This window comes from uncultured Helcococcus sp. (genome assembly GCF_946998255.1).
Lineage (GTDB): Bacteria > Bacillota > Clostridia > Tissierellales > Peptoniphilaceae > Helcococcus.
Genome location: NZ_CAMPYN010000009.1, coordinates 1 through 18,348 on the forward strand (window position 1 = coordinate 1; position 18,348 = coordinate 18,348).

The 18,348-nt window shown below is 32.6% G+C and carries 18 protein-coding genes; 7 read left to right on the forward strand and 11 right to left on the reverse strand.

Annotated elements, in window-relative coordinates:
• The 5 genes from Q0U66_RS01495 to malQ form a co-directional block, all read left to right on the forward strand.
• Window positions 1-1,834: carbohydrate ABC transporter permease (locus Q0U66_RS01495; protein ID WP_297376752.1), on the forward strand; the 1,834-nt coding region annotated here is incomplete at its 5' end.
• Window position 1,835: 1 nt separating this feature from the next.
• Window positions 1,836-2,732 carry a sugar ABC transporter permease gene (locus Q0U66_RS01500; RefSeq protein ID WP_103981428.1) on the forward strand — a complete coding sequence of 299 codons (897 nt, stop codon included), beginning with the start codon at window positions 1,836-1,838 and terminating at the stop codon, window positions 2,730-2,732.
• 8 nt (window positions 2,733-2,740) lie between these two features.
• Window positions 2,741-3,823 (forward strand): sn-glycerol-3-phosphate ABC transporter ATP-binding protein UgpC, encoded by a 1,083-nt coding sequence (ugpC, locus tag Q0U66_RS01505; protein ID WP_297376755.1) that lies wholly within the window; start codon window positions 2,741-2,743, stop codon window positions 3,821-3,823.
• 7 nt (window positions 3,824-3,830) lie between these two features.
• Window positions 3,831-4,799 (forward strand): LacI family DNA-binding transcriptional regulator, encoded by a 969-nt coding sequence (locus Q0U66_RS01510; RefSeq protein ID WP_103981430.1) that lies wholly within the window; start codon window positions 3,831-3,833, stop codon window positions 4,797-4,799.
• An 8-nt stretch (window positions 4,800-4,807) separates the two neighbouring features.
• Window positions 4,808-6,328 (forward strand): 4-alpha-glucanotransferase, encoded by a 1,521-nt coding sequence (gene malQ, locus Q0U66_RS01515; RefSeq protein ID WP_297376758.1) that lies wholly within the window; start codon window positions 4,808-4,810, stop codon window positions 6,326-6,328.
• 40 nt (window positions 6,329-6,368) lie between these two features.
• On the opposite strand, the gene Q0U66_RS01520 is transcribed toward malQ, so the two are convergent.
• From Q0U66_RS01520 to tsaE, 11 genes are read right to left on the reverse strand one after another with little or no spacing between them, the layout of a single operon-like run.
• A complete protein-coding gene (locus Q0U66_RS01520) occupies window positions 6,369-6,845 on the reverse strand; it encodes a metallophosphoesterase (protein WP_297376760.1) in 477 nt (158 codons plus the stop codon).
• Window positions 6,842-7,438, reverse strand: coding sequence for an RdgB/HAM1 family non-canonical purine NTP pyrophosphatase (gene rdgB / locus Q0U66_RS01525; RefSeq protein WP_103981433.1), 597 nt, complete (start codon window positions 7,436-7,438; stop codon window positions 6,842-6,844). The genes Q0U66_RS01520 and rdgB overlap by 4 nt, the downstream gene beginning before the upstream one ends.
• A 2-nt stretch (window positions 7,439-7,440) precedes the next feature.
• Window positions 7,441-8,868, reverse strand: a complete 1,428-nt coding sequence (gatB, locus tag Q0U66_RS01530) for an Asp-tRNA(Asn)/Glu-tRNA(Gln) amidotransferase subunit GatB (RefSeq protein ID WP_297376806.1) — start codon at window positions 8,866-8,868, stop codon at window positions 7,441-7,443.
• Complete coding sequence (locus tag Q0U66_RS01535) at window positions 8,862-10,247, reverse strand: amidase family protein (protein WP_297376763.1); 1,386 nt, start codon at window positions 10,245-10,247, stop codon at window positions 8,862-8,864. Before Q0U66_RS01535 ends, gatB begins: the two co-directional genes overlap by 7 nt.
• Before the next feature lie 7 nt (window positions 10,248-10,254).
• Window positions 10,255-10,536 (reverse strand): aspartyl/glutamyl-tRNA amidotransferase subunit C, encoded by a 282-nt coding sequence (locus Q0U66_RS01540; protein ID WP_297376765.1) that lies wholly within the window; start codon window positions 10,534-10,536, stop codon window positions 10,255-10,257.
• Complete coding sequence (ligA, locus tag Q0U66_RS01545) at window positions 10,536-12,530, reverse strand: NAD-dependent DNA ligase LigA (protein ID WP_297376767.1); 1,995 nt, start codon at window positions 12,528-12,530, stop codon at window positions 10,536-10,538. The genes Q0U66_RS01540 and ligA overlap by 1 nt, the downstream gene beginning before the upstream one ends.
• Window positions 12,531-14,738, reverse strand: a complete 2,208-nt coding sequence (locus tag Q0U66_RS01550) for an ATP-dependent helicase (RefSeq protein WP_297376769.1) — start codon at window positions 14,736-14,738, stop codon at window positions 12,531-12,533. It abuts the gene before it with no gap.
• A 1-nt stretch (window position 14,739) separates the two neighbouring features.
• Window positions 14,740-15,750, reverse strand: coding sequence for a tRNA (adenosine(37)-N6)-threonylcarbamoyltransferase complex transferase subunit TsaD (gene tsaD, locus Q0U66_RS01555; RefSeq protein WP_297376771.1), 1,011 nt, complete (start codon window positions 15,748-15,750; stop codon window positions 14,740-14,742).
• Window positions 15,747-16,190 (reverse strand): GNAT family N-acetyltransferase, encoded by a 444-nt coding sequence (locus tag Q0U66_RS01560; protein ID WP_297376773.1) that lies wholly within the window; start codon window positions 16,188-16,190, stop codon window positions 15,747-15,749. Before Q0U66_RS01560 ends, tsaD begins: the two co-directional genes overlap by 4 nt.
• On the reverse strand, window positions 16,171-16,857 hold the full coding sequence (tsaB, locus tag Q0U66_RS01565; protein WP_297376775.1) for a tRNA (adenosine(37)-N6)-threonylcarbamoyltransferase complex dimerization subunit type 1 TsaB: 687 nt from the start codon (window positions 16,855-16,857) through the stop codon (window positions 16,171-16,173). Before tsaB ends, Q0U66_RS01560 begins: the two co-directional genes overlap by 20 nt.
• Complete coding sequence (tsaE, locus tag Q0U66_RS01570; RefSeq protein WP_297376777.1) at window positions 16,838-17,299, reverse strand: tRNA (adenosine(37)-N6)-threonylcarbamoyltransferase complex ATPase subunit type 1 TsaE; 462 nt, start codon at window positions 17,297-17,299, stop codon at window positions 16,838-16,840. The genes tsaB and tsaE overlap by 20 nt, the downstream gene beginning before the upstream one ends.
• 162 nt (window positions 17,300-17,461) lie before the next feature.
• On the opposite strand from tsaE, the gene Q0U66_RS01575 reads away from it, so the two are divergent.
• Both Q0U66_RS01575 and Q0U66_RS01580 read left to right on the forward strand, forming a co-directional pair.
• On the forward strand, window positions 17,462-17,914 hold the full coding sequence (locus Q0U66_RS01575) for a nucleoside 2-deoxyribosyltransferase (protein WP_297376779.1): 453 nt from the start codon (window positions 17,462-17,464) through the stop codon (window positions 17,912-17,914).
• 77 nt (window positions 17,915-17,991) lie between these two features.
• Window positions 17,992-18,327, forward strand: a complete 336-nt coding sequence (locus Q0U66_RS01580) for a DUF1622 domain-containing protein (protein ID WP_297376781.1) — start codon at window positions 17,992-17,994, stop codon at window positions 18,325-18,327.
• The last annotated feature ends 21 nt before the right edge of the window (window positions 18,328-18,348 follow it).

The window sequence follows — 18,348 nt, forward strand, 5'->3', positions numbered from 1 at the left end:
TAATATAGAAAATAAAAAAATTAGAGATCTTGAAGAAACATATTACAAGGCTGTAAAAAAAGAAAGTTTCTACAAAGATTATGTAGATTTGACATATGATGCTGAATTAGAACATCTAATAGCTGAAAGAGAAGTCATGCATATCCCAGGAATAATTTCTCATGATAAAGATCTACATGAACAACTAAAAGAAAGATCTGCTCAGTTAGCAAATATAAGCCAAAGTGAAATAGACCAAGCTAACAAAGAAATTGCAGCAAAAACAAATATTAGAAAAGAACAACTTGATGCAGAATTGAAAGAATTAGATAGTAAATTTAGGAAAAAAATTATATCTAAAACTGCATTAAAAACTGAGAAAAAGGCTAAAAAGAGAGCTGCTGATGATGATATAAAATCATATTCATACCTCAATAAAAAGACAGCTTATGAAGAAGATATTAAAAATATCAAACATAGAATTAAGATGGATTTTAAATCAGGAATAAATGTTTTAGAATCTGACAAATCTGATATAAGAAGAAAAACTCCTATTGAAGTAGATAAAACCAAGCCACTTATCTCATATGCAACTGCATTGATTCCAGGTTTAGGACAATTATTAAATAAACAATATATGAAAGCTATTTTCTTCTTTATAGGGACATTATTTATATATTTAGTATCCATTCCTTATGCACTAGGATATGGAAACTACCAAGGTGAAGGTATACAAGGACTTATAAGTCTAGCCCAAGGTGGCGGTAGATTAGATAGGTCAGTTATCTTCTTAATTGAAGGTATCATAGCTATTATGTTACTTGTAATCGCTCTTGTTATATTTTATATTTCCTTTAAAGATGTAAATACAGTTGAAAAAGGGCTTATTAAAGGTATAAGAAGAAAAGAATGGTTTGAAACCAAACAAAGTATATCAACAGATGGTTTCCCATACTTAGTAATCTCACCAGCTGCTATCGTAACTATGTTTATAGTTTTAGTACCAATTATTACAACTGTATTCTTGTCATTTACAAACTATGATCCTAACCACCAATCTAAATTCCAATGGATAGGATTAGGCAACTACGCTACCCTATTTAGAGGTGAAGGTGTTGCCGGTATGGCTTTCTGGCCAATAGTTTTATGGACACTAATATGGACCTTTGGCGCAACAACTTTAGCTATAGCAATAGGATTTATCTTATCCTTGATTGCTAACCAAGAAAGAATTAGATTCAAAGGATTCTTTAGAACTATCTACCTACTACCATGGGCAGTACCTGCCTTTATTACAATAATGTTTTTCTCACAAATGTTCGCAAGTAATGGACCTTTAACAGGCCTTATAAAATCAGTATTTGGAGATACAATATTTGGTATGCCAGTAGATATTAAAAATAATACTATACAAACAAGAGCAATCTTGATGCTATTACAAGGTTGGTTAGGATCAGCTTATATATTCTTACTAACTACAGGTATCTTACAATCTATACCTAAAGACCTATATGAAGCTGCAGAAATTGATGGAGCAACAGGCTTCCAACAAACACTAAAGATTACTATACCTCTTGTATTGTATCAAACAGGTCCCCTATTAATTGGACAGTATACATTTAACTTTAACAACTTCTCAATTATTCACCTATTCAACGGTGGTGGACCATTCTTACCAAGTACTTACGGTAACGTTGCAGGATCTACAGATATTTTAATTTCCTATATTTATAAATTGACTATAGGAAACAACTACCAAGCTTTAGGTGCTGCTGTAACTATGATTGTATCCTTAACATTGATGTTTGTTACCTTCTTAGGTATGAGAGACATGAAAGCATTTAAGGAGGATTAAGATGTTTAAGAAGAAAAATAAAAATAAAGACTTATATTTATCTGATAAGCAACCTCTAAACACAGCCGGAAAAATTATGTTGGCTATATCCTATATAATACTTTTAGTTTGGGCTGTAGTTATCATATTCCCACTAGGAATAATGGTTTTATCAAGTTTTAATGGTAACCAAAGTGCATATATATCACTTTCAAGTGAATTTGCCTTTTCCTTAAAACACTTTGAATATTTGTTTAAAGAAACAAACTTCCTATTATGGACAAAAAATACCATTATAATAGCTATAATTTCTACCCTATTGACTCTTACAATAGTTTCCTTTACAGGATATGCCTATTCAAGATATAGATTCAAGGGTAAAAAGATGAGTTTAATGGGAATAATGCTTATTCAAATCATACCTACTTTTGCAGGTATTACAGCCTACTACGCCCTACACACAATCATCTCTGGTATAGTTCCAAGTTTTTCAAGGACTGCCATGTTGATAATGATTTATGCTGGTGGTGGTATTGCTGGTAATACATTTATTCTAAAGGGATATATTGACTCAATCTCAAAAGAACTAGATGAAGCTGCAAAGATAGATGGATGTTCAAACTTCCAAGTTTATAAATTGATAATTATGCCTATAGCAAGACCTATGCTAGCAATTATAGCCTTATGGTCCTTCATCGGCCCATTCATGGACTATATGCTACCAGCAATCTTGCTAACAAGTAATGAAGATTATACTTTAGCCACTGGATTACAAACATTGATAAGTGATGTTAGAAATATGCACCAACCAGTATTTGCTGCTGGTGGTTTATTGACAGCTTTACCAATTGTAATACTATTTACAAGCTTACAAAAAGAATTAGTATCTGGTTTAAGTTCTGGTTCAGTTAAGGGTTAGGAGGAAAGATGAAAGTTACAATGGAAAACCTCGGTAAAAAATACGAGGGAAGAGAAAATTTCACACTTAGAAATATTAATTTAGAAATAGAAGACCAAGAATTTTTAGTTATATTAGGACCATCAGGTTGTGGTAAGTCCACCCTATTACGTATGATAGCTGGTCTTAACTCAATCACAGAAGGTGAGCTATACTTCGGTGGTAAACTAATGAACAAGGTACAACCAAAAGATAGAGATATAGCTATGGTATTCCAATCATATGCTTTATATCCTCACTTAACAGTATATGATAACATGGCCTTTTCATTAAAAATGCAAAAGGAAAGAAAAGAAGTTATACACCAAAAGGTTATGGAAGCAGCAGAAGTACTTCAATTAGAAGACTACCTATATTCTAAACCTTCAGATATATCTGGTGGACAAAGACAAAGGGTTGCTCTTGGACGTGCTATGGTTAGAAAACCTGGAGTTTTCTTGATGGACGAACCTCTATCAAACCTTGATGCTAAACTTAGAGAACACATGAGAGTTGAGCTAGTTAGACTTCACAAACAATTAGGTACAACTTCAATATATGTTACCCACGACCAAACTGAAGCTATGACAATGGCTGACAAGATTTTACTTTTAGACGGTGGTGAAATCCAACAATTTGGTACACCTAATGAATTTTATAATACTCCTGCAAACTTATTTGTTGCTAAATTTATAGGTTCACCTACAATGAATATCTTTGAGGGTGTTTACCAAAATGGAAGATTCGTTTCAGACAATGGAGCAATTGACATTGAACCAAAGGATGCTGATAAAGAGTTATTAAATGCCCATGAAGGTAAAAAAGTTTATCTAGGTATTAGACCAGAAAGATTATTAGCAGGAAGTAAAGAAAATAGTTTCAAAGGTAGAATTGACGTTATAGAAATGCTTGGTAAAGAACAAGTACTTTATGTTAAACTTGATGATGATAAAGAAGTTATCATTTCTCAACCAGGTCACTATAAATATGAAATTGATGAAATCCATGATTTTGAATTTGATTTAGATGCCCTACATTTCTTTAATGGTGAAACAACAAAGAGAATAAATTAGGTATCTCATGAATAGCAAAGTTACAATCAAGGATATAGCTTACTTATCAGGTGTTAGTATATCAACTGTATCTAGAGTTGTTTCTGGCAAGAAAAATGTAAATGAGATTACGAGAAAAAAAGTCCAGGATGTTATTAAAAAGACTGGATATGAACCTAACTACACAGCAAGGGCCTTGGCTACTAAAAACACCAATACCATTGCTGTGGTACTAGATAGGACTCCTAAACAGTCCTTTACAAACTCTTTCTATATCGAAGCCTTAGAAGCCATTAGTTATGAATTAAACCTACATGGTAAAGATATGCTCTTGGTATTCTCTTCAAATAATATAAAAAAAGAAGACAATAAGGTGAAACAACTGATACAAACTAATAAAATAGATGGAGTAATAAAACTTTCTGTACACCAGGAAGATCAGACTCTCCAATATCTAGTCGAAACTTCAACACCTACTGTAATCATCGGTAGACATGATAATAAAAACATTTTAAGTGTCAACAACAACAATGTTGAAGCCATGGAAATGGCTGTGGATGAGCTAATAAATAAGGGCAATAAAAAAATAGCTTTAGTTACAGGAAATAAAGATTTGACTGTAACCATCGACAGAATGGAAGGATATAAAAAATCACTATTAAGGAATAACTTAACTTTTTCTAAAGACGACATTTATTCAGTAAACTTTGATATAGATGACGCTTATAATATAGCTGATGAAATATTCAAAAAGGACTATGATGCTATTGCAACTACCGATGACCTCATAGCCTTTGGTATTTCAAAAAGAGCTAAGGAAGTTAATAAGATTTATGATATACTTACATTTAACAACACACTTTTGGCAGAACTAAGTGAGCTACCATTAATAATTGTAGATATCAACCCTGCCGAAATCGGAAAAAAATCCGTAGAATTATTATTGGATACTGCACCAATTGAAAAACAAGTAATAGTAAATACTAAAATTATATAGGAGTAAATATGACAGAAGAATATAATTACCAGAAAATTAATGAGAATAGGTATTCTGGGGTTCTAATGCACATATCTTCCCTACCAGGTCCTTATGGAATCGGTAGTTTAGGCGAAAACGCTAGAAGATTTGTAGATTTTCTTGTTGAATCTGGACAAAGCTATTGGCAACTTTTACCTGTTGGTCCAACCAGCTATGGTGACAGTCCATATCAATCTTTTTCAACCTTTGCTGGAAACCCATATTTCATAGATATAGATTACCTAATCAATGATGGTCTATTGACATATGAAGATGTAAAACATATGAATGAAAATGTAGACATTTCTTCAGTTGATTACGGTAGAATCTACCATGAAAGATACCCAGTTTTAAGAAAGGCTTTTGAAAAATTTGATTTAGAATCAAAAGATTATGGACATTTCAAAACTCAAGAAGCTTTTTGGTTAGATGACTATACTCAATTTATGGCATTGAAAGACTACCATGATGGTATATCTTGGATTCAATGGGATGATAAATACAAACTTAGAGATCCTAAGGCTATGAAAAAGTTCATTAAAGACCATAAGGAAGAAATAGAATTCCATTCATTCTTACAATACCTATTTTTCAGACAATGGGAAGCACTTAAAGACTACACCCATGGTAAAAATATTGAAATGATTGGAGATATACCTATCTATGTAGCTGAAGATTCAGCAGATGTTTGGGCAAATCCAGACCTATTTGTACTAAACCCTGACCTATCACCAAAAGAAGTTGGTGGAGTTCCACCAGACGATTTCTCAGATGATGGACAATTATGGGGAAATCCTGTTTATGATTGGAAGGCAAATAAGAAAGAAAATTATAAATGGTGGATAGAAAGAATCAGAGCATCATTTAAGTTGTTCGACATGATTAGAATAGACCACTTTAGAGGTTTTGATTCATATTGGTCAATACCTGCAGGTAGCGAAAATGCAGCTCCTGGTAGGTGGGTTGAAGGTCCTAAGTATGACTTATTTAGAGTTGTAAAAGAAGAGCTAGGTGATATGCCAATCATCGCAGAAGACCTTGGATTCATGACTAAGGGAGTTTATGACCTTAGAGAAAAAACTGGATTCCCAGGAATGAAAATTTTAGAGTTTGCTTTCAATGAAGAAATGAATAGTGAACACATACCTCACAACCATGATACAAATTATGTTGTTTATCCAGGTACTCATGATAATGAAACAATCACTGGATGGTTTAAGTCAGTAGACCCTGCTACCCTACAAAGGGCAGTTGAATACTGTGGCTTGCAAGGTGACGAAGGTTATAACTGGGGTATAATTAGAACTTGTATGAACTCAGTAGCAAACTGGGCTATATTCCAACTACAAGATATCCTAGACCTTGATAACCATGCAAGGATGAATGTGCCAAACACTCTAGGTACAAACTGGAAGTGGAGAGCTACAGAAATACCTGCAGACTATATAAAAGATAAATTATATAGGTATACCAAAAATGGTGCTAGATTAAATAAACACAACAAATAAAAGCAAAAAGACCTTAGATTTAATCTAAGGTCTTTATTTTTTATAATTTTATTCTTTCAACTTCTATATTATCTTTTGATATATCCATGATTACATAGGATTCATACTCACCACCACGGTCATAGCCGGCAGATCCAGGATTCAATATTATTAATCCATCCTCTTCCCTATAGTCATAAACATGGGTATGGCCATAGAAAACCATATCAGCCTCTGCTTCTTTGGCGGCATAAATTAAGTTAGTATTTGACCATCCAACTCTTTCAAGATGACCATGAGTCAATAGTATTTTATGACTTTCAAGTCTTATGAGCATTTTCCATGGGGTATTTTCATCATAATAATCATTATTCCCCCTAACTACATGCATAGGAAGGCCAGTTTTTTCATGAATTAATTTAGCATCACTAACCATATCACCTAGATGAATAAGTAATTCTATATCATCCCTTAGCAATAAATCACTTATTACTTGGTCGCATCTTCCATGGGTATCAGAAACAATAGCTATTTTCATTTGATTTCCTCCAATAAAACTTTTAGTTTATCTAAGGCTCTTCTCCTATGGTTTACAGATAACCTTTCTTGGTCACTAGCTTGGGCTAGGGTCTTATCTAATGACTTTATTATGAATATAGGATTGTATCCAAATTTATTTTCATGACCAAGCCTTTCAAAACTTATATAGCCTTCAAGTTCACCTTCAAGATAATGGTCTTTTCCATTCTCATCAATAAAGCATAGGACTGTAATAAATCTTGCTGTCCTTTTATCTAAGTCCTTTATATCACTTAAGTCTTTTAATAATTTATCATTATTATCTTCGTAGCTTGCATTTTCACCTGCATATCTTGCAGAATAAATGCCTGGTTTGCCATTTAAGGCATCTACAAATAACCCTGTATCATCTGCTAGGACAGGCTTTTTAAATCGATCATATAAGCTTTTAGCCTTGATATAGGCGTTTTCTTTTAGGCTGCTACCTGTCTCCTCTACATCAAAATCTTCAATGTCCAGGTCTTTTTTACTTAATAAGCAATATTGGTCACCAAGGATATTTTGTATTTCATATATTTTATCTTTATTGGAGGTTGAAAGTATTATTTCCATTATTATCTCTTTTCTAGTTCCTCTGCTATAAGTTTATTAGCCTCTTGTGGTTTTGCCTTACCTTGTGATTTCTTCATTACTTGTCCTACTAAAAATCCTAAGGCTCTACCCTTACCATCCTTGAAGTCAGCTATTGATTGTGGGTTTTCATCAAGTACTTCATTTACAAGTTTTATCAAGAAATCAGGGTCATTTATTTGTTCTAAGCCCTTGTCTTTCATCACTTGTTCTGGATCTTCATTTGTTTCAAATATTTGTCTAAAAATCTTTTTAGCAGAGTTATTTGATGTTCTTTCATCTTTAACAAGTTTCAATAATTTAATAAAGTTCTCATTTGATAGCTTAATTTCACTAACACTTATTTCGTGTTCCTTAGTTCTTCTTAAGGTTTCAGTTAAAATCCAGTTTGCTATTAATTCTGGTTCATTGAAGAGGCTTAATAAGTCTTCATAATAATGTGACACTTCCTTATCTTTAGATAAGACATTTGCATCATAATCATTTAGACCATATTCTTTCATGTATCTCTTCTTCTTGTCTCCAGGTAATTCTGGAATAGAATCTTTTATTTCAGCTATAAATTCGTCAGATAAATTCAACCTTGGTAGGTCTGCATCTACTGTAAACCTATAGTCATTTTCTTCGTCTTTCTTTCTCATTAAAATTGTTGATTCTGAAGCTTCATCCCATCTTCTTGTTTCTTTGCTTGAAGTCTCGCCATTTTCTAAGGCTTTCTTTTGTCTTTCTTCTTCATGTAAGATTGCTCTTTCAACAGCCCTAAATGAGTTTAAGTTTTTAACTTCAACTATAGCATGCTTATTTCCTTGGTCATCTACAACATTGACGTTAACGTCACATCTTAAAGAACCTTCTTCCATCTTAACATCTGAAGAACCAATATATTTTAATCTTTCTCTTAGGCCTTCTAAGAAAGTTTTTGCTTCTTCAGCTGATGCTAGGTCAGGTTCTGTAACAATTTCAATAAGTGGCACACCAGCCCTATTATAGTCAAGTAAACTATTTCCACCTTCTGTATGGGTAGATTTACCAGTATCCTCTTCTACGTGGATTCTTTGGATTCTTATCTTTTTAGATTCACCATTTGATTCTATTTCTAGGTATCCATGTTCTGCAAAAGGTTCATCTTGTTGGGTAATTTGATAGCCCTTGGTTAAGTCTGGATAAAAGTATTTTTTTCTATCGAATTTCATTGTTTGTCTAATTTCACAATCAAAGGCTAAACCAGCTTTTACAGCTAGTTTAATAGCATTCTCATTCACCCTTGGAAGTGTACCAGGATGTCCCAAGCATGTTGGACAAACTAGTGTGTTTGGTGCAGCACCGAATTCATTTTTACATGAGCAGAACATTTTGCTAGCTGTAGCTAGTTCCGCATGAATTTCTAATCCTATTATTGTTTTCATTATAATAATCCTTCTATTTCTTCAGCTATATCTAGTAATCTTAAATCGTCATTTCTTTTTCCAATTATTTGTAAGGATCCTATTTGATCATCTTTCATTGGAATAGAAATTGCAGGCAAGTTTGATAAGTTTGTAATTGTATTGAACAAGCCTGAATCAAAGGATGCATTTGCATCTTGACTAGTTTCCCCTACCTTTTTAGCTTTTAATGTAGTTGTTGGAGATAAGATTACATCATATTCATCCAATAAGTCATCCATTTGCTTTTTAACTAGCTGTCTTACTTGCATAGCTTTTTTATAATATACTTGGTTATTATCTTTTGAAGCAAAGAAGTTACCTAGTGCTAATCTTCTTTTTACTTCTTCACCAAAGTTTTCAGTCCTATTTTGGATATAGAAATCGTCAGTATTTTCATAGTCAGAAACAGATTCTCCATATCTTAGACCATCTATCCTAGCCATATTAGCTTCAACTTCAATAGACATTATAACTGTATAGGCAGAATTGATGTACTCCAGGTAGTCAACATCTACTGTTTCTATTTGACCAAATTCTGTTTCAAGTTTTTCAACACTTTCATTGAATGACTTTAATATATCTGGATCTACCTTATATTCATCTCTTAAATTGAATTTAGCTATTCTTAATTTTTCATTTTTTTCCTTATTATTTTCAAAGTCTAGACTTGTAAAATCATTTTCTGATTTGCCTCTTATTTGGTCGAATAGGGTTTTAACATCGGAAACATTTTTAGCCATTATTCCTACCCTATCCAAAGAATTTGACATAGATATAACTCCATATCTTGAAATTGCACCATAGGAAGGGGCAAAGCCAACTATATGACAAAAATCAGCTGGGTTTCTTGATGATCCACCTGTATCTGTACCTAAAGAGACTATAGCTTCATCAGCTGCTACGGCTGCTGCAGATCCACCAGAAGAACCTCCTGGTGTTAAACTTGGATCATATGGGTTTATGGTTGTTTCATAATGTGATGTTTCAGAAGATGAACCCATTGCAAATTCGTCCATATTTGTCTTACCTATCAAAATATAATCGCTAAGATTTAATTTTTCAATTAAATCAGCATTATATATTGGCACATAATTCGATAAAGACTTAGATCCTGCTGTTGTCTTTAGTCCTTTAGTTAATATGTTGTCTTTAATTGCTACAGGCACACCAAACAAAGGACTTAGTTCTTTGACATCCTTAAGTTTTTCATCTAGTTTCTTCGCTTTATCTAAAGCTGCTTCTTCATTTAAGCTTATATAAGCATGGTAATTATTTGTCTTTATATTTTCAAAGACAGACTTTATATAAGCTTCTACTGTTAATTCTTTATTTAAATATTTTTTATGTAATTCTTTAATATTCATAAGCCACCTAGTCTTCCATTATATTATCTAGTTTAAAGTAGCCATATTCTCTATGGTCTGTATTTGAAAATATTTCTTCTCTGTTTGTTGATTCTTTAACTTCATCAGGACGTAGTGGAGATGATAGTTCTGAAGTTATTTCAAAATATTCTTCACCTTCTACCTGTAAGTCTAATAAGTTATTTACTGAATTTACAACACTTTCAAATTTTTCAATTTGAATTTGTTTTTCATTTTCATCTTGGGGCAGATTTAAAAATGCCCTTTCATAATATCTTTTTGCATCCATTATTCTAATCCTTCTAAAAATTTCATTAGTTCTTGATCTTGGTATATTTTTATACCTAGCTCTTGGGCCTTTGTCAATTTAGAGCCTGCCTTTTCACCGGCTAATAATATATCTGTGTTTTTTGATACAGCAGATGTAACTTTAGCTCCCATATTTTTAAGCTTAGCTTCTATCTCTTTTCTATTATACCCTTCTATAGAGCCTGTAACAACGATTGTTAGACCATCTAATTCATCAGACTTGTCTATATTAGAATCTTCAAATTCTATACCCTTGGATAATAGTTTTTCTAAGGCAACTTCTATATGAGATTCATTAAAGAAATCAATAATTCCCCTAGCTGTAATATGACCGATATCTTCAACTTCTAACAAGTCTTCAACTTTGGCATTTCTTATTTTATCCAAAGTCCCAAAGTGTTCAACCAGGTCTTGGGAAGTTTTTATTCCTACATTTGGTATTCCTAAAGCGTATATAAAAGATTCAAGTTTCACATGCTTAGAATTTTCTATAGCTGTAAGAAGGTTATTAATTTTTTTATCTTTGAAACCTTCTAGTTTTGCTAAGTCTTCTTCATTTAATTCATAAAGGTCATCCAATTCTTTTATATCTAAAACATTTATTAGTTGGTCTACAGTTTTGTCAGACAAACCTTCTATATCCATGGCTTCTCTTGAAGCGAAATGTGTAAGTCTCGCATTTAATTGAGGCTTACAATTTAGAGAATTTGGACAATATATGTGGACAGTATCATAAAACAATTCACTATGGCAATATGGACATACTTTTGGTTTTTCAATTTCTTCTGTTTGTATGGCCTCATCCTCTACAGCTGTAAGTATTTCTGGTATTACATCATTCGACCTTCTTATAAGCACCATAGAACCTAGTTTTACCTTTTTTCTTTTTATGTCATCATAGTTATTTAGGGTTGCCCTTGAAACGGTTACCCCATCTATATCTACTGGGTCTAATATAGCAACTGGAGTTACCTTGCCGGTCCTACCAACATTCCATTCTACATCTAGCAGTTTTGTTAAATATTGGTCCGCTTCATATTTGTAGGCTATAGCCCATCTTGGGAACTTATTTGTATAGCCTAAAGCTTCTCTGGTTGCAAAGTCATTGATTTTTATAACTACTCCATCTGTTAAAACATCTATACGTTTTCTAAGGTCAGCAATCTCTTCTATGACTCCTATAAGGTCCTTATAATTATCTATCTTTTTTACAAAAGGATAGGTATTGAACTTATTTTCTTTTAGAAATTCTATAACCTCTTCTTGGCTATCTACAATATTTTCTTCCATATAGCCGATATTATAGATATAGGCATCCAGATTTCTTTTTTTAGTAATAGCTGGGTCCAGGTTTCTTAAGGCTCCCGCTGCAGCATTTCTAGCATTTTTAAGCTGGTCTACATTTTCCTTGTTATATTTTTCTAGGGCTGACAAAGGCATGATTCCTTCACCAGATACTTCTATAAGTCCCTTATAATCAATCTTTCTCGGAATAGTTTTTATAGTTTTTACTTGCTCTAAAATCTCTTCACCAATTGTGCCAGTTCCTCTAGTAGCAGCATTTATAAGCTCTCCATTGTTATAAGTCAAATTAATTGTTAAACCATCAAATTTTAATTCAACAATGTATTCAAGCTTAGGTAAGTTTTCGTCATGACTCTGATTATAGGAAAGTCTAAGTCTTTCTACCCTATCTATCCAGTCTGATAATTCTTCATATGATTGGGCCTTGTCTAATGAATATAATCTTCCCAAGTGTTCGTGTTTGGTGAACTTTTCAAGTATCTGTCCACCTACTTCCTGGGTTGGTGACCCATCTAAGATAGTATTAGTTTCTTTCTCCAAGTCCCTTAACTCTTGGTATAAGGCGTCATATTCTTTATCACTAACTAAAGGCTTATCTAGAGTGTAGTAATGATAGTTTAATTCTTTAATTTTATTGATTAATTCTGTCATTCTCTCCATATTTTTCACCTATAACTTTTTTAATTTTGCTAGTTTGGCATTTAGTCTTTTTAATCCTGATTTATCAAAATTGACTAAAAGTTCATCTCCATTATCTTTTCGTTCAACGGAGATTACCATACCTTGACCAAATTTCTTGTGGTCGACCTTGTCACCAATATTGAAATCCATTTGTAAGTTGTCTTCAAATCTTTTCTTTTTCTCTTGGATTTCTTGTCTGATTCTTTCTCTTTTAGCTTCAAAACTATCGAATTGATCAAAGTAAGTATTGGCTGATGAGAAACTATCATTTACTTGGGCTTTTTCTTCATCAAGATGACTATATATTTCATCTATAAACCTTGATCTTTTAGTGTAGGCTCTTTTACCAAAGACTGTCCTACTTGCAGCAGATGAAACAAATAATCTTTCTTTGGCTCTGGTAACAGCAACGTAGGCCAATCTTCTTTCCTCTTCTAATCCACCTTCTTCCATAGTTCTTAGAGATGGGAATAGGCCTTCCTCCATACCTGTTAAAAAGACTACATCATATTCTAGTCCTTTGGCTGAATGGATAGTCATAAGGCTAATTGCCCTATCATTTTCTTCTGTTTTATCAACATCAGATAACAAGTTTACATTTTGAAGGTAATCATATAGTGTTGCTTCTTCATTTCTTCTTTCAAATTCTTGAACAGCATCAGTCAAGGCTGACAAGTTTTCTATTTTTGACTTATCTTCAATTCTCTTTGAATCTTCTAGCATTTTTTTATAGCCAGATTTTTCATAAACATCTAATAGCAGATCTGTAACCAAGTAATTGTCAACATTTTGGATGAATTCCATTATAGTATCGGCAAAGTTTCTAAGTTTACTGATGGTTGCTTTAGATAAACTATCTTTTAGACCATCGCTATATATAGAATCAAACATTGATTCGCCATTATTATTTGCATAAAATTCTAACTTAGATAAGGTGGTATCACCTATGCCCCTTTTAGGAGTATTTACAACTCTTTTTAATGCCACATTATCATCTGGGTTAGCTATTAAGGCTAAGTAGGCAATTATGTCCTTAACTTCTTTCCTATCATAGAATTTTAAGCCACCAATAATCTTATGGTTTATATGGTTTTGCATAAGTTTTTCTTCTAAAACCCTAGACTGGGCATTGGTCCTATAAAGGATGGCCATCTCATTTAAGTCATAACCGGCATTTGCCATTTGTTGGATTTTTAGTACTAAATCCTCTGCTTCATCATATTCTGTTGCTGAATTTCTATAGACTATTGGAAACTCTTTTTTATTGGCAGTCCATAAGTTTTTATCTTTTCTTTCTAGGTTGTTAGCTATTAAGTCATTGGCAGCATCCAAAATCTTATTTGTAGACCTATAATTTTGCTCTAAAAGAATTACTCTGGCATCTTTATAGTCTTCTTCAAAGTTTAAGATATTGCTTATATCTGCCCCCCTCCATGAATATATGGATTGGTCACTGTCCCCAACAACACATATATTTTTGTATTTCTTGGTAAATAATCTAATCAACCTGTATTGAGCTTGGTTGGTGTCTTGGTATTCATCCACAAAAATATATTTAAATTTTCTAGCATAGAAATCCCTGGTTTCCTGGTCTTTTTCAAGTAATTCTATGGTCTTCAATATCAAGTCATCAAAGTCCAGGGCATTGTTTATTTTTTTTCTTTTCTCATATACTTTATATATTTCAGCAATATTTCTTTGCCTTTCATAAAATGCATTTTCAGCACTTTCTTCCGGAGAAATAAATTTATTTTTATTATCAGAAATAACTGCTATTACTTCTCTGATTGGTGTGTACTTTTCATCAATTCTCAAATCTTTCATGATATCTTTCACTAAAGACCTACTATCTGTAGTATCGTAAATTGAAAAAGTGTTTTTATAACCTAGCTTATCTATGTTTCTTCTTAAAATCCTAGAACATATGGAATGGAAGGTCCCAATCCACATGTGGTCAACTTCTTTATTTAAAAGGTCAGCAACTCTTTCTTTCATTTCATTTGCTGCCTTGTTTGTAAAGGTAAAGGCTAATATATCAAATTCATCAGCTTTTCCCTTTTCTAAAAGATAGGCTATTTTCCTTGTTAAAACAGATGTTTTACCTGATCCTGCTCCTGCTAAAATAAGCAAGGGACCGTCTGTATGTAAAACAGCTTCCTTTTGTTCTTTATTTAATCCTTTTAATAAGTCTGACATATTATCCTTTCCTTAAACCTAGATTTGGATATACATTTATATCTAAATCATCAGGTCCAAATTCTTTATAGTTGTAGTACCCCGCACAAGCAATCATGGCTGCATTGTCAGTAGACAAGGATAAAGGTGGAAAATAAGTTTTTACACCAAGTTCTGACATTTCTTTTTCTAATCTTTCCCTTAGTGGTTTATTTGCTGCTACTCCACCTGATAAGACAAATTTATCTCTACCCAATTCTTTTACTAGCCTTACTGATTTTTCTACCAATACATCCAAAACAGCTTCTTGGAATGAAGCTGCAGTATCATAAATATCTATTTCCAAATCTTTTTGCTTTTGATTGTGAAGATAATTTGTCACTGATGTTTTTAATCCGGAAAAGGAAAAATCATAAGAATCTTTTTCCAACATAACCCTTGGAAAATCTATGGCTTGTGGGTTTCCTTTTTCTGCAGCATTTTGAATGGCTGGTCCTCCCGGATATCCTAAACCCAATACTCTAGAAACCTTATCAAAGGCTTCCCCAGCAGCATCATCTCTTGTTTGTCCTATTACCTTGTAATCTGTGTAAGAAGTAACATCAACCAAATATGTATGTCCTCCAGATACTATTAGAGATGCGAATGGTGGTTCTAAATCGTGATGAGCTAAATAATTAGCTGCAACATGGCCTTCCATATGGTTAACTCCTATTAAAGGCTTATCTAAGGCTAAGGCTAAACCTTTTGCATAGGACATACCAACTAATAAGGCTCCTACTAGGCCAGGTCCCATTGTTACTGCTATAAGGTCTATATCTTCAAATGTAATTCCAGCATCTTTCAAAGATTCCCTTACAACATAATTTATGGCTTGTAAATGCTCTCTTGATGCAATCTCAGGCACAACTCCACCATACTTAGCATGGGTCTTAATCTGGCTAAATACTGTATTTGATAATATTTTTCTTCCATCTTCAATTACTGAAACTGCAGTTTCATCACATGAAGATTCGATCCCTAGAGTAATCATAAGGCCTCTCTCCTATCTTTTTTCATAATAAAGGCATCTATTCCTTGCCCATAATAATTTTTTCTTGTAGATATAATTTCTAATCCAAACTTTTTATATAAATTTATGGCTGGAGTATTTTCAGTATTAACTTCTAAATATACCAATTGTTTTTTAGATAATTCACTAAAAAGATATTCCAATATATCACTGGCATAACCCATTCTCCTATATTTCGGATCTATAACAAAATGGTTGATATTTATTTCATCAGGATAAGCACTATAAAATATATATCCTACTAAAATATCATCAACTTCTAGGCCTATACTTTTATTAAATTCTCCTTCAAGCTCTATAAAAAAGGCCCTTTCTGGCCAAGGATTAGGAAAGTTTTTTTCTAAGTCTAAAAGTCTTTCTATATCTTTTTCTTCAATTTCCCTATAAGTTTTTCTTTTCAAAGTCTATCTCCGCCTGTGATCTTCTTAAATATTCCGGTTCTAAATCAAAGCTATTGTCAACATGACCAAGATCAAATTGTCTTCTCGCTAAAACTGCCACATTTTTCCCTATAGCATTATTTAAAGCAGGATGGGCTAATTGGACATTTGAAAGATTTAATATGTCCTCTCCCAATTTTTTTGTCCCATCTCCAACTATTACTAAATTTTCTATATTTTTTATTTTTTCATATAGGTCAACTTCTTCAATTATTTCTTGAAAATCTTCAACTAACCCGTCCTCTTCCCAATGGAATAGGCCTGCAAAATATCTAGTTCCTCTAGCATCTATCAAGGCTAATACATGGCCATTATTTAAAATAGAAAAAGCCATCGCTTCTAGGGTTGATATTCCCACAATAGGTTTATCAAGAGCTTGGGCTATAGCTTTTACACTGGTCATACCTATTCTTAAACCTGTAAAAGAACCCGGCCCCTTAGAAACAGCTAGCAAATCTATGTCCTTAATATCTAATTTTAAGTCATCCAAAAGTCTTTTTATAAGCAATACTAATTTTTCAGAATGACTTTCTTTTAAACTTATAGATGAAGCGCCTATAATTGTGTCCCCATCTAATATTGCTATAGATGACATCATAGTTGATGTATCAACTGCTAAAACTTTCATTTAAGCTCTCTCCTATCTCTTTGGCTCTTTTATTATTTTCAAGCAATTCAAAATTTCTTGTTTCTCCATTTTTCTCTATATTTATCTCAATCATATCCTTTGGTAGGTATCCTTGACCCATTTCGGCCCACTCTATAAAGGTAATACCATCTGGATAAAAATATGATTCATAATCTAATTGCAATAGTTCATCAGGATGTTCAAGCCTATAAAGGTCCATATGGTTTATAGCAACATCACCAAAATATATATTTACCAAGGCAAATGTTGGAGAAGTAACATAGTCATCAACTCCCAATTCTCTAGTTAAATATTGGACTAAAGTTGTTTTACCAGCTCCAAGATCTCCATTTAAGGATACAACATCTCCTTCTTTTAACAGGGGAGCTAATTTCTTTGCTAATCTCTCAACATCTTCTAAATCTATAAGTTCTTTTTTCATTTTAATCCTACTAATTTCTTAATTAAACATATAACATCTTCTTAATCACATATATACTAATTATAGCAAAAATCTATCTATAATAAAAAAAGACTTAAGAAATTTTCTAAAATAATTTTATCCAAAATATGATAGTATATAAATAAATATATGGAGGTGGATATGAAATTATATTTAGCAGGATCACTATTTAACGAGGCAGAAGTTGCTCAAAGAAAACTAGAAGGAAAATTACTTAGGGAGAATTTCCCAAATCTTGAAATCTTTAACCCTATAGACCAACCATTTAATGAAAATAAATCCTCTCTTCCTACGCCAGAGGATATTTTTCTAGGTGACATGAATGCAGTTAAAGAATGCGATATATTCTTTGCAGATGTATCTAATCCTTTAGATGGTGGAGTATTTATGGAACTAGGACTAGCGGTAGAACTAAATAAAAAAATTGTAGCTATTCATTCTGATATAAGGCTTGCTACTGCCAATAAATATGATATACCAACTGTTGGTATGAACCATTATGTTTTAGGTGGTATCTATCATGCTGGTGGAGTAGTTGTAAGAAATACTGAAGAAGCGATAAAAGAGATAGTAAAAATTATCGAAAATGCTTAATTTCTAATAAATATTTTAATTAATATTGTTAAAATATAGACCATATATGCTATAATATAGTCTATATGGAGGTAAGAATGACAGAATTTTTAGAAGTTATTATACATGACTTTTCTTATATAGCATCCTTGGCTTTAGAAGCTGTAGGACTTTTAGTGATATTGTTTGGCTCTTTAGTAGGCTTAATAAATTTTGTTAAAACAAAGTTTAATTTTGCAGAACAAAAAACAGCAATCATGCTAAGTCACGCATTTTCCCTAGGCCTTAACTTCTTCCTGGGTGGAGAAATTATAAAAACTCTTACTATAACCAATATGAATGAACTAATAACCTTAGCAATTATAATGATTTTAAGAGTTGGTATCACTTTTGTTCTACATTGGGAAATTGAACAAGCTGAAAAACATAATTAAATATAAGAAAAATAAAATCTG